The sequence below is a fragment of the Chitinimonas sp. BJB300 genome (genome assembly GCF_002735695.1).
GTDB lineage: Bacteria > Pseudomonadota > Gammaproteobacteria > Burkholderiales > Chitinimonadaceae > Chitinimonas.
Genome location: NZ_PDZH01000006.1, coordinates 23,152 through 35,338, shown reverse-complemented (window position 1 = coordinate 35,338; position 12,187 = coordinate 23,152). Strand labels below are relative to the sequence as shown.

Sequence of the window (12,187 nt, the reverse complement as noted above, 5' to 3'; positions counted from 1 at the left end):
TTTTATGAATAAAGCCAGTCGCCGTACAGGTATCAAGAAGACCGGGGGGCATAACATGCCAACCCCAGGGAGAGGAAAGCATCATGCAAGACAAAGACACCCTACTACAGCCGTTATCGGGGCCCGGGGGTTGTGGAGAAGACCTGAGTTTCTCCACCGAGTTCGACAGCATCCGCGAAGCGCGCCGAGAAGACGACGCTAGTCTGGCCCAAGGCGACTGGGTAGCCGCCATCAAGCTGGCTGACTGGGATGCCGCGTCCGACCTATGCACCGAACTGCTGGCCGAACGCAGCAAAGACCTGCGCGTGGCCGGCTGGTATGCCGAAGCCGAAGCCAAGCTGTATAGCTTTGCCGGTCTGACTCACGGTTGCGAGGTGCTCAGCAGCCTGATCGAACAGTATTGGGACAATATCTACCCCGAAGCGGAAGACGGCGACCAGGAACTGCGCATTGGCACGCTCACCTGGTTTGTCACCCGGTCGGTCGAGTTGATCCGCCAGGCACCGCTAACCAAAAGCGCAAAAGGCAATTTCAGCCTTGCCGACCAGGAATCGGCCCGTGCGTTTGAAAACGCCATGGAGAAAGACCCCGACCTGCGCGACAGCATTCCCGACGGCAAGCCCACCGTGGCCCTCATCAGCGAGGCTCAACGCAATACCCCCAAGGACTTCTTCCGCAGCCTGCTGGCCGACCTGCAAGCCGCCCGCTCCGCATGGGATGTGCTGGCCGCCGCCATCGACGCCCGCCTGGGAGTGGATGGCCCATCGTTCCGGGAAATCTTCGATGCCTTTGACGCCGTGGACAACCACGTCCAACGCGTAGCGCGCGAGCAAGGCGTACTGGCGGGGGGTAGCCCAGTCGCTGCCGACACCACCACAATATCATCGGGCGGCGGTGGTGCTGCCGCAGGTTTTGCACCCGCCGCCATGATGATAGGCGGTGCTATCCAACATCGGTCCCAGGCGCTGCAACAACTACGTCAGGTAGCCGACTTTTTCGAGCAGACCGAGCCGCATAGCCCTGTCACCTACCTTGCACGCAAGGCGGCCGACTGGGGTGACATGCCGTTACACCAATGGCTGGCGGCCGTGGTAAAGGACGATAGCGCATTGTCGCAACTCAATGAATTGCTTGGTGTACGTACCGAGCAAGATATGTAGCCCCTGTTCCTATGCGCATCGCGCCCTGCCCATTGGGAACAGGTGGTACCCACGGCAGGCACTTCGGCTGAACTTCCGCTTTTTAGCGCTAGCCACTGGACACCATGTCACCACGCCCCTTTCCTTCAAGCCCTACCCTGTCCCCACTGGGCAGCCTTGCCAACAGCGCCGTGGCAGACAACATCAGCAAGCTGCTCGGCAACCTCAGCTTGCAGCAGCATGCCCGCCTGATCCGCCTCGATGGCTCGCCGGTTCCGGTGCTGGTGGAACGCTTCGAGGGACAAGAGGGGCTTGATACGCTGTTTCGCTTTGACGTGGATGTCATTGTCGAAGTGGCTGGGCTGGCCATGGCCGACTGGAACAACAAGGAATTGCAGCTGAGCATCATCGACGCCAGCGGCAAGACCCACCCCCGCCATGGCCGTGTGGTGGCGATGAGCGAAATCGGCAGCGATGGCGGCTTTTCCCGTTACCGCATCACCTTGATGCCCTGGGCCGCCAAGCTTACCAGCCGGCAGGATAGCTGGGTGTTCCAAGACAAGACCGTACTCGACATCGCCACCGAGCTGTTCGCCGACTATCCCGAAGCCAACTGGCGCAAGTCGGTGACACAGCCATTACGCAAGCGCAGCCTGTGCATCCAGTATCAGGAAAGCGACTGGGCCTTTATCTGCCGCCTGTTCGCCGAAGAAGGCCTGAGCTTTGTCTTTGATCACCTTGATGCCGCAGGCGGGACCGACGGCGATAGCGCCCTCTCGCGCTGCCGGCTGCATGTGTTCGACCATAAAGCCCAGCCCGACGATGCCGGCGCATTCCGCTTCGGCCAGGTCAGCGCCGCCATGGCGGATGACCGCCTGACTGCCTTCACACACCATGTCCAGGCCCAACCCAACAGCGTGCAGCGCAGCAGTTGGGACTACCGCAAGCTGCACGCCCCGGCCGGTAACGCCACTTCACGCCAGCGAGCGGGTGACCTGCCCGATCTGGAAGACTACGACGGCAGCGAGGCGTATCGCTTTGATGATGCCGAGCAGGCCGAGCACATCGCCAACCTGCGCCAGCTGGCCCACGACAGTGCCGCCGAGCGCTTCAGTGCCGAAGGGGCCGTGCGGGCCTTGCGTCCTGCGCAGGTGTTTACCTTGCTTGATCATGCCGACTACGCCAACCGCCGCTTTGTGGTGCGCAGCATCACGCACCAGGGCGCGAACAACCTGCAAGCCAATGTGGCCGACTGGCAAACCGCCGCCCGCATCGAAGCCGGCAGCTATCGCCACCAATTCACCTGCCAGGCGGTCGAACGCCCCTTGGTGCCCATGCCCGGCCCCAAGCCCATCGCCCCGACGCAGACCGCGCTAGTGGTGGGGGTGCCCGACAGCCCATTAAGCAGCGACCGCCACCATCGCATCAAAATCCAATTCGGCTGGCAGCGCGGCAAACAGCCCAATAGCGGCGGCATGGCCCACCCGGTCGGCGACAACGCCCCCGGCAACGACGCTGGCTTTACCTGGGTGCGGTTGGCCGAGTGGTTGGCCGGGCCTAACTGGGGCACCCACTTCACCCCGCGCGTGGGCGACGAAGTGCTGATCACGTTTATGGACGGCGATATAGACCGCCCCTTGGTCACCGGCAGCGCCTACAACGACCAGGCCACCCCACCCTACGCCGCCGGCCACGATGGCCCCGCCAACCATGCCGGCCACCTCAGCGGATTCCACAGCCAGTCCCTGGACGGACCCGACTACAGCCGCTGGGTGATGGACGACACCCCCAGCCAATTGCGCAGCCAGCTCAAGACCAGCCGCCAAGACACCGAACTCAACCTCGGCCACCTTGTTGCCCAGCCCCCCTTTGCCGCCCAGCGTGGGCGCTATCGCGGCGAAGGCGTGGAACTGCGCACCGATGGCTGGGGCAACCTGCGCGGTGAAGCCGGTTTGTTGTTTAGCAGCCATAACCAGGCCCAGGCCAACCAGACCCAGCTCGCCGCCCACGCCACCCAGGCGCAGACCAAGGGGGCGGAAACGCTGATCCAAACACTGGGCGAAACGGCCACCACCCACCACGCCTTGGCGATTCACAGCCAGGACGCTATCAAACAACTGCACCAGCAAATTAACGTACACACGGATGCGGTCAACGGCCACGCAGCCCAACAGCCCGACCCTGAAGGCGACGGCCGCAAGCTCAAAGACCCGGTGGAAACCCTGCAAGACAGCCCCGCCGTACTCGAAACCCCCAGCGCGCTGGCCGCCATCACCGAAGGCAGCGCACTACTTTACGCCGGTGGCGACCTGCAAGCCTCAGGCCGTAACGATGTCCAGCTTACCGCCCTGCACAACATTACCGTCCAAGCCGGCAACCGCGTCGGCCTGTTCACCCACCACGGCGGCATGAAGCTGATTGCCGCCGAGGGCGACCTGCACCTCGCGGCCCATACCAACCTGCTCCACCTCGCCAGCGAACAAGCCCTCACGATCACCAGCACCGACGACAGCATCGAAGTCACCGCCCAGGACTGCGTCACCCTGTTTGGCGGGGGTGCATCCGTGGAATTGAAAGGCGGCGATATCACCTTCAAAGCCCCTGGTGAGTTTCTGGTAAAGGGGAATTCGGGGGCGTTTATGGGGGGGATGGAGAGGGGCACACCACTGGCGTTACCGGAAGGGAAGTTTGCCGAGCCGCCAAATTGGATTGCGATCGAGCACTTCGACGCTGACGGCCAACCCATGGAGGGTGTTGGTTACAGCATTCGTTTTGCCAGCGGTGCAGCTCTGAAAGGCAAGCTCGACAGCAGTGGCAAAGCACGGCACGAGGGAGTGCCCAACGAGCAGGCTACCGTTACCTACGAGCCTCGCGAACCCGAAAAGGATAAGCCTTGGGACCCGCTGCAAGACTTAGTGAAAGCCGCCAAAAACAAGCTGCCCTGATTTAGCCCGACAAGCACAAGCGAGAAAACGGAATGTGGGAAGAACTTGAGAATGCGCTGGCTTGGTATGGCAGTGCGCCAACGCGCTGGACACAAAGCGCCAAGCAAGACTTGTCTGCCGCGGCAGAATGGATTTGGGAGGTATTACAAGGCGATTTCTACGACGACCAGACCACCGCCCAAGTCATCACCGGCACCGTCATCTCCATGATTCCCCTGGTGGACCAGATTTGCGATGTGCGCGATGTCGTTGCCAACTGCAACAAAATCAACCAGGACAGCAGCAACAAGGTCACTTGGCTGGCGCTGGGTTTAACCCTTATCGGCCTGATTCCCCTACTGGGCTCCCTCTTCAAGGGCTGCGCCAAAGTTCTCTTCAGCTATGTGCGCAGAGGTCTCTTGAAGGGCGTGGTCAAAAGCGTCGATAGCAATTTATGGAAGGCGACCACCCCATTCGTTGAAGCCAGCATCGCCAAGCTCAACGTCCACTTGGCATCCCCCGCAGTACGCAAAACACTGGCCCTGCATAAAATCGACAATGCCTACAAGGAGCTTGCGAAAGCCATTCGGCAACTGAAGGGCAAGGTCAGCACAACCGCCATGCTCAAGGCGTTCGACCAAATCATTGCCGTATTGCAAGATTTGGCGGGGCTGATGGACAAATGGGGTAGCGCAGCTTTAAAGACCAAAGCTGGCCAGATGCTGCTTTCGGTTAAGCGGGTGCGAGACCAAGCCAAAGCCGGGTTGGATAGCATTACCAAGCCGTTACAGGATTGGTTGGAACGGCTGGCGCGGCGGCTGGATGTTGAAGCAGACATGGTGTACCGCGGCAGCCCTAAGACGTTCAATCTGCACCCATTGGTGCGCCCCACAAATGAAGCGGAGTTGGCTGCGTTTCGGAAGGAAAAGCCGGAATGGGTAAGTAAACCAACCAAGAAGCTAAAGTTTAGTCCATTAGATGATCCCCCAAAAAAAGAAAACTGGCCCGATTTAAACCCTACTGTTGAGCCCGGCAAGCGGCACCCACTGAAAGAAGCCTATTTAACCTTTCATGATGCAAAACCAGCATCGTTTCCACCCGGCACAGTGCTTTACCGCGTGCTGGACCCCAACTCTGGCGACAACAGCATCTGCTGGATGACCAAAGAAATGTTTGAGTCACTAAAAAGCAAAGCAGACTGGCGTGAACGCTTGGCTGTTTGGCGGCACTGGAACAGCAATGGTGAGTACGTGACTTATACCGTCCCCCCAGGCGAACCCTTGCGTGCCTGGGTCGGCCCGGCAGCAACCCAGGAATTCAAAAACGAGAAGAAAGTCGTTGAATTCACCCTGAAAGGCGGCGGTGAACAAGTCGTGCTCGACCCGGCCCACCTCGACATGAGCTATATCAGCAAACGCAAGCCAACTGGGTGGGACTATGGTGACACCACACATAAGCCCGATCTTACGGGTGTGCCCCAACTCATCAGCAATTGGTTCAAATAAGACAAAACCATGCCTACGCCACTCATTCCGCAAGAAATCTACCTGCTCGAACGCTATAGCTCGCTCGCCTATTACGAACCCATGCGCGACGCCTGGGAGGCCATGCTTAAGCATGTTGAAGACTGTATGGACCGCTTTATGCGCCAACTGCCGCCCGATTACCGTAACAGGGCACAGCACCATCAGCCCGATATTGGTTGGGGGACGGTGTGCTTACCGAACTTCCGCAGCACAATGCAAAGCCTGAATGAAGGCTACATTATGCTGACCCATGGCGACCTGCATGGTTTAGGCGGGTATGGGGGCGTGCCAAATGATGTTAAAGGACAGCGCGACTACGACCCAACCTGGATGGATGAAGTTGAACCCGGCGCTGCGGCAAAGTATGAGGAACTACTTTATAGAGCAAGCCACTTTGCCAGCAATATTCAAGCTACAACTGGCGGATACTGGAAGCCTGGGTCATTAGTAATCCGCTATCGGGAGTCTGTCAGGGGCCCGCTAAATCCCCCCGAAACTTGGCCTATCTACCGCCTGAACAATATAGTGCAAGTTAAGACCGATGACATTGTTAAGCAAAGCGGCATTTACTTGCCTGATGTCGATGACAGTTGTGCTGCACTACTTATTGAAGGCGATGAAGCTACAACTGCAACAGTTGGCTACAACCCCGATACTATGCAAAACATTTCGGAAGAGCCCACAACTTGGACACTGGTTGAGCGCATTGCCGATAGTGGTGGTGGCGAAACCTCCCCAAGCGAGCAGCTAGACCGTTTGCGCTGTGAAAGCGACAAGCCCTGCCCCAAATCCGGTTACTGGTGGACGCCCGCAGCCGGCCCAAGCAGCCGCAAGCAGTTCAAACAAGGCGAGACCATGCCGGAAATTAAATCGGGATACGGTGCAACCATTTGGCAGTGGGATGCAAACCAAGCTGATTAAGTAGCCATACCTACCCCGCTGATTCCGCAAGAAATCTACCTACTCGAACGCTATAGCTCGCTTGCCTACTAAATAGCAATGCGCGGAAAACCATGATGCAAAAGGTACGATCTAGATAGGGTATGAACCCTGGCTTTCCATTAGAAACCATCGGCCTCAGTTCGGTAACCGGGACGCGTGGGTGGGCAGGCGGAAATAAGCGCTCAACTCGTCCAGCTGTTCCGCCTGTGCTCTCAACTCTTCGGCGCTGGCGGCCAGTTCTTCCGAGGCAGCTGCATTCTGCTGTATGTGGTTGCTCAACATGTCGATAGACAGTTTGATCTGATTGACGCTGAGTGACTGGTCGTCCGACAAAACGGCAATCTGGTCGACAAGGCGCGATGTTTGGTCGATTGACGGCACCATGCCATCCAATGCCTGGCCTGCCTGCTCGGCCAGTTTAACGCTGCTGCCGGCGAGGTTGCCGATTTCATGCGCAGCCGCCTGGCTGCGCTCGGCCAACTTGCGCACTTCACTGGCCACTACCGCAAAACCTTTGCCTTGGCTGCCGGCACGCGCCGCCTCAATGGCTGCATTCAATGCCAGCAGATTCGTCTGATAGGCGATATCGTCGATGATCGAAATCTTCTGCGCGATGCACTTCATTGCCCGTACGGTCTCCGCCACCGCGCGCCCTCCCACGCTGGCCTCTTTGGCGGCTTGAGTGGCGACGCCATTGGTTACACCGGCGTGCTGGGCATTCTGCATGATGGAAGTAGCAATCTGTTCCATGGAGGCCCCTGTCTCTTCCACATTCGCCGCCTGTTCCACCGACGCCAGCGACAATGCCTGCGAGGTCGTCGCTACCTGCTCGGAAATCTGATCCAACAGTTTGGAAGCGCCTTGAAGCTCGGCAATCACATGGATAAGCCGATTGATCATGTTTTGCATAGCCTTTAGCAAGCTACCCACTTCATCTTCACGGTAACGATCAATTTCCACCGTCAAATCACCTTCCGCAAGGCGGTTGGCAGCGTCCATGGCGGAGGCCAGGGGCAGCGTGATGCTGCGCGTAACCAACACCGACACCAAGGCTGCCAACACAACAGCGGCGATTGCCATACTCAACATCAAGAAGCGTGCCTGGTTGTATATCGAACCCGTCTGCTTGGCATAATAGGACATGGCTTCCACTTCCAAGCGCTCCAGCGCCAGGATCTCTGCGTCATAAGCAGCAAACGTTGGCTGTAAATTGCCAAATAGCGCCTGACGCGCCCCTTCCACGTTGCCTGCTTGCAGGAGTTGTATGTATTCGTCGGACATGCTGCCATAGCGCGGAGCCAGTACTGCCAAACGGTCGAGCGAGGCGATGACCTGAGGCAGGTAGGTAATGCGGCGCAATGCATCCAGCATTTCGACAATCTTTTGCCGCTGCGCCGGGATGCCAACCAGTTCGGCCTCCCATCCAGGGGCAGGTGCCCGCAGTAAAGCATTGCGCAATCTACGGTTGACCAAGCTGACTTGATCGTGCACCTCACGCGCGCGGACAACTTTCTGATAGCGGTCGTCCACCACAACATTCAGCGCCGTCTTCAACTCCGCCAAACTATCGATGCCAAGCCAGGCAATGGCGATAAGCAAGGCCAGTACAGCGCTGAAGGCCAACATCAGTCGCTGTCCGATCCTCATACGCTTGAACATAGGGACATCCTTTGGTGGCTGTCAGCCGGTTTCGCGTCCGCTATAGGCAAAAGTCGTTTCCCTATTCATGGCATTGGCAACGCGTCCAATGCATGCGCTGCTTAGAATCGAAATTCTAGAGCCTGCCATGAACAATTTCGCCCCGACTTTGCGCGTCGCGGCAATAGATATCAACGGAATACCCGATACAGCGAACCAAGCCACTCTCCAGCCCCTCTACTCAATAGCGGTGGCGGGTATTGCCACCCAGCGCTTATGCAGACTGAATCACTTTATTTACGGTGGTAGTGCATCAGACGGGGTGTAGTTTTCGATTTCAGTTAATGGAATATCTTTGGCTTGTATTTCAGCCTTAAGCGCATCGAATTGTTTCTCGCTAAGTTTTCTTGGCTTGGGAGAAGCGAAGGTCATGATTATTTCTGCGGCATTTTGTGAAGTAGAAGTGCCAAAATCTGGATGTGGTGCACGTATAGATACCCAAGTATTCATAAGCCTCTCATCTTGCGATGCAAGGCGAGATATTGCTTGGATCTGCAGATTTATCTCAGCAAGAGGTACTTGCCGCGGGTTAACTATGCGGTCCCAATGCGGGCCAAAGTAAATCACGGCCGCGTACATAATTTTGGCTTTTGTAGCGTCAACCCCCGATGCACGCATCGCAGTATAAAAAGCCCTGTGGACTTGTTGCCAGATGCGACTTTTTTGAACGCAGGCAACATCGTGAATCACCGACGCTTCACGGTACTTCCCCTCAAAGGGGCCCCCTATCATTGTCCAGGCAATGCGAGGGATAGACGCGCCATCGACAACCGACCCTTCGGGCGCTTCCCAACGCGTATCTCCCGGGCTGATGTAGGCGAAAGGCTGGGTCAACTTCATGTCTCGCCCATTCGGGAGCCATTCGACCACCACCTTGCCAACATAAGTGCCATAGTCATCTGCCTGGGCAGCGGCGACAAGGTGGGCTACCAGTAGGGCGCAGAAAAACCATAGTCTGTGACCACGCATAGGTACTCCTCGGCTTTTCATGCAAAGTCAGCGTTCTAAGCGCTACTTCTTCACCTTGGGCCTTGGAATGGCCTCCCACTTCTGACGCACATCATCGAAATAGTCTTCCAGGCCATAGCGCTTCCAGATACTGCGCAGCGATTCGGCAAACAACCTCTCTGCCAATGCTTTACGCAATTTGTTTGCCACGGCAGGGTCGGTTTGGTTGTTGCAAGCCACCCAGCGCTCGAACCGGGCCAGCGTAAAAACACGCGTTACGTTGGAAGCCTCTGTCGTGGCGAATTCCGGCAGCGTATCGCTCAGCAATAGGTCAAAGCGATTGGCGACCAACATTGATAGTCCGCGGCTGGCTTGGTTTAGCGGCTCGTAGTTTATCCCCGCTATATCGAGTAAATCGCGCACTTCGGCAATGTCGATGGTGCCAACGCTATAGCGCCGGATATCCTCGATATTGTTCAGCTGCCCGACTTTGCCTTGCTTGGCAAAAACCGAGACGGTGACAGGGGCAACCCGCCCAACAAAACTCAGGGTTTCGGCCAGCCCTGGCGAGAAGTGCAATGCCAAGCCACAGCTATTGGGTTGTCTTTCCACCACCTGCAACACTCTTTTGATGGGCAAGGCTGTGTAGCGGACTTCAATACCTTGCTGCTTTACCAGCACGGCAAAAGCCTCGGCGTAGGGCCCCGTAAGTTCGCCATTCTGTTCCAGCAAAAAGGGTGGGTACACATCGCCATATATTGCCAAGCGCTCAGCACACGCTATCTGGCTACCGAACATAGCCAGTACTGCGAAAACCAGCAGGTGTGCGTAAACCCCTGGCAACTTGGTCATTTGCGTTTGATAAGCTGTACGGGCGTCGGAATGAGACTGGGCAAATCCGCCTGCTTGGTGCCGGCGGCCAAGGCCTTGAGCGCAAGGTCAAGCGCGTATTCGGCTTGTTTGGCCGGGTACTGATCTGCCGTTGAAAAAATGCGCCCTTCCTCAATGTAGGGACGAATAGCCGGGATGTGGTCGTACCAGCCAATGGCACAACCTTCTCCTTCATGTTCAAGGCTTCCACCGCCCCTCTATTAAGCCAATATTGCTACCGGCGGGCAGCCCCTGCACCACATAGGCGCCTACGCTTTTCGCATCATTGAAATTGCTTGGCCCCACAAAGGGAATATTCAGTTGTGCCGCGGCCAATGATCGATCATCAAGCTTGTTGTCCATATTGATGACCAACATGCCGGACTCTGCAGCGCGGATAAGAATAGGGAGCAAGTCGATAGAATCCGCCGGTACGACAATCAAGGCAGCCACTTGCTTCGCCATCAGCTGCTGAATGATGGCTTCCTGGCCTTTGACGTCGGTTTCTTCCTGTACACCGACCAGCAGCAATTCATACTCGTGGTGTTGCCGCTGGTGTTCTCTAGCCCCATCCGCCATTTGTTGGAAGAACTCATTACGCATGGCCTTGAGCACCATGCCAACCAAAGGCTTTGGCGCGGCCGCAGCAATAAGAAGGGGTGACAGCGTTGTATAGAGTGCGGTCTGGGTAAATTGACGCCTGTTCATCGCAATCTCCACGCAAGATGCCAAGAACTAACGAGGACCTGTCAGCAGTAGTCGCTTCGCATTGTGACTTTCGCCCCACATGGCTAAAGGCGGATTCACGGCAGTCGTACATGCTTTTCTAGAACGCCAGAGAGCCAGCGGCCGCTTCTGGACTCAGCATTTGCCGGGACTAAAACGATTGAGCGTGCCAGTAAGCTCATCATTGTTTTGATATAACCACACAATAGTGATCAGATGAAACTCACCCTCCAGAAACTGCAAAAAATCGGTAGTCGGCTAGAGAATCATGTTTAGATTGCCACTACTGTTTACCAGCCCACCCACCTATGCCTATCCCCCGTTCATTTGCCTTTGCACAGCTGCTAGCCGGCTTGCTTGCCATGACCGTATTTGCCGACGAAAAACCGAGCAACCCGGATTACGACGCCAGCAAACCGCACCACACTCCCACCGGCTTTAAAAATAACTACCCATTTGACCAGCCCGGTACAGGCGGTTTATTACGCTGGCAGTGGGGCCGCTTTACCAAGCCGGCGATTGTGCATGCGCTTGATCAAATACCCAGGGCAAAACCCGACCTCGCCTATTTGGCGGGAAATCGGCAAGACACGACGGTTACCTGGATAGGCCACGCCACCGTATTGCTGCAACTGGGTGGGCTCAATATTCTTACCGACCCGATTTTTTCAACGCACGCTTCACCCGTTTCCTTTGCCGGCCCCGAACGCAAAGTGCCTTTGCCGGCCACGCTGGCAGAGCTGCCGCGCATTGATGTCGTACTGGTATCGCATAACCATTATGACCACCTGGACCGCGCCACCATTGCCGCGCTGAATCAGCAAGCAGACGGGCCGCCGAAGTTCATTGTACCCCTGGGTATGGACCGCTGGTTTCGAAGCGAGGGTGTGCATTCAGCGCAAAAACTGGACTGGTGGCAGCATGTAACGCTGCAAGGCCCACAGGGTGAAGTGGTGATCAACCTCGTGCCTGCCCAGCACTGGAGCAAACGCAATCTCTGGGGTGGTGAAAACACTTCACTTTGGGGTGGTTTTGTACTGGAGCATGCCGGGCGTAAGCTTTACTTCGCCGGCGATACAGGATACTCAAAAGACTTCCAGGATATCGGCAAGCATTTCGGCAGCATCGACTTCGGCATGATCCCGGTAGGCGCATACGAACCGCGTTGGTTCATGCATGCACAGCATGTCGACCCGATCGAAGCTGTACAGATACACAACGACATTCATGCCAAGCAATCGATGGGGATCCACTGGGGCACGTTTGAGCTGACGGACGAGCCACTGGAACAACCGATACGCGATCTGGCCAAAGCTAAAAAGCAAGCCGGGCTGGCAGACCAAGACTTCGTACTGTTCGCCATAGGTGAAACACGCCGCCTATTCGCCGACTAGGCCGCTACGTCTTTGCAGCA

General features: G+C 56.9%; 9 protein-coding genes. 5 read left to right on the top strand and 4 right to left on the bottom strand.

Annotated elements, in window-relative coordinates:
- Positions 1 to 83 precede the first annotated feature (83 nt).
- From tssA to CSQ89_RS01895, 4 genes are all read left to right on the top strand, one after another.
- Complete coding sequence (tssA, locus tag CSQ89_RS01910; protein WP_099404505.1) at positions 84 to 1,160, top strand: type VI secretion system protein TssA; 1,077 nt, start codon at positions 84 to 86, stop codon at positions 1,158 to 1,160.
- 104 nt (positions 1,161 to 1,264) lie between these two features.
- Positions 1,265 to 4,084, top strand: a complete 2,820-nt coding sequence (locus CSQ89_RS01905) for a type VI secretion system Vgr family protein (RefSeq protein ID WP_099404504.1) — start codon at positions 1,265 to 1,267, stop codon at positions 4,082 to 4,084.
- A 32-nt stretch (positions 4,085 to 4,116) separates the two neighbouring features.
- Positions 4,117 to 5,568: a hypothetical protein gene (locus CSQ89_RS01900; RefSeq protein WP_099404503.1), complete on the top strand. Its 1,452-nt coding sequence runs from the start codon at positions 4,117 to 4,119 to the stop codon at positions 5,566 to 5,568.
- Between the two features lie 9 nt (positions 5,569 to 5,577).
- A complete protein-coding gene (locus CSQ89_RS01895) occupies positions 5,578 to 6,510 on the top strand; it encodes a hypothetical protein (RefSeq protein ID WP_099404502.1) in 933 nt (310 codons plus the stop codon).
- 156 nt (positions 6,511 to 6,666) lie between these two features.
- Here the strand turns inward: CSQ89_RS01895 and CSQ89_RS01890 are convergent, their stop codons facing one another.
- The 4 genes from CSQ89_RS01890 to CSQ89_RS01875 all read right to left on the bottom strand — a co-directional run bounded on the left by CSQ89_RS01890 (position 6,667) and on the right by CSQ89_RS01875 (position 10,755).
- Positions 6,667 to 8,190 carry a methyl-accepting chemotaxis protein gene (locus CSQ89_RS01890; RefSeq protein WP_099404501.1) on the bottom strand — a complete coding sequence of 508 codons (1,524 nt, stop codon included), beginning with the start codon at positions 8,188 to 8,190 and terminating at the stop codon, positions 6,667 to 6,669.
- A gap of 276 nt (positions 8,191 to 8,466) precedes the next feature.
- Positions 8,467 to 9,198 (bottom strand): DUF1353 domain-containing protein, encoded by a 732-nt coding sequence (locus tag CSQ89_RS01885; protein ID WP_158228866.1) that lies wholly within the window; start codon positions 9,196 to 9,198, stop codon positions 8,467 to 8,469.
- Between the two features lie 42 nt (positions 9,199 to 9,240).
- On the bottom strand, positions 9,241 to 10,029 hold the full coding sequence (locus CSQ89_RS01880) for an ABC transporter substrate-binding protein (protein ID WP_139023005.1): 789 nt from the start codon (positions 10,027 to 10,029) through the stop codon (positions 9,241 to 9,243).
- A gap of 216 nt (positions 10,030 to 10,245) precedes the next feature.
- Positions 10,246 to 10,755 carry a substrate-binding domain-containing protein gene (locus CSQ89_RS01875; RefSeq protein WP_099404498.1) on the bottom strand — a complete coding sequence of 170 codons (510 nt, stop codon included), beginning with the start codon at positions 10,753 to 10,755 and terminating at the stop codon, positions 10,246 to 10,248.
- A 326-nt stretch (positions 10,756 to 11,081) separates the two neighbouring features.
- Here CSQ89_RS01875 and CSQ89_RS01870 point away from each other — a divergent pair, with 326 nt between their 5' ends.
- Complete coding sequence (locus CSQ89_RS01870) at positions 11,082 to 12,167, top strand: MBL fold metallo-hydrolase (protein ID WP_233202933.1); 1,086 nt, start codon at positions 11,082 to 11,084, stop codon at positions 12,165 to 12,167.
- Positions 12,168 to 12,187: the final 20 nt, after the last annotated feature.

Bases quoted from the DNA above. Each gene is read 5' to 3' on its own strand.
- tssA (WP_099404505.1), top strand. From the start codon at position 84: ATGCAAGACAAAGACACCCTACTACAGCCGTTATCGGGGCCCGGGGGT.
- CSQ89_RS01905 (WP_099404504.1), top strand. From the start codon at position 1,265: ATGTCACCACGCCCCTTTCCTTCAAGCCCTACCCTGTCCCCACTGGGC.
- CSQ89_RS01900 (WP_099404503.1), top strand. From the start codon at position 4,117: ATGTGGGAAGAACTTGAGAATGCGCTGGCTTGGTATGGCAGTGCGCCA.
- CSQ89_RS01895 (WP_099404502.1), top strand. From the start codon at position 5,578: ATGCCTACGCCACTCATTCCGCAAGAAATCTACCTGCTCGAACGCTAT.
- CSQ89_RS01890 (WP_099404501.1), bottom strand. From the start codon at position 8,190: ATGTTCAAGCGTATGAGGATCGGACAGCGACTGATGTTGGCCTTCAGC.
- CSQ89_RS01885 (WP_158228866.1), bottom strand. From the start codon at position 9,198: ATGCGTGGTCACAGACTATGGTTTTTCTGCGCCCTACTGGTAGCCCAC.
- CSQ89_RS01880 (WP_139023005.1), bottom strand. From the start codon at position 10,029: ATGACCAAGTTGCCAGGGGTTTACGCACACCTGCTGGTTTTCGCAGTA.
- CSQ89_RS01875 (WP_099404498.1), bottom strand. From the start codon at position 10,755: ATGAACAGGCGTCAATTTACCCAGACCGCACTCTATACAACGCTGTCA.
- CSQ89_RS01870 (WP_233202933.1), top strand. From the start codon at position 11,082: ATGCCTATCCCCCGTTCATTTGCCTTTGCACAGCTGCTAGCCGGCTTG.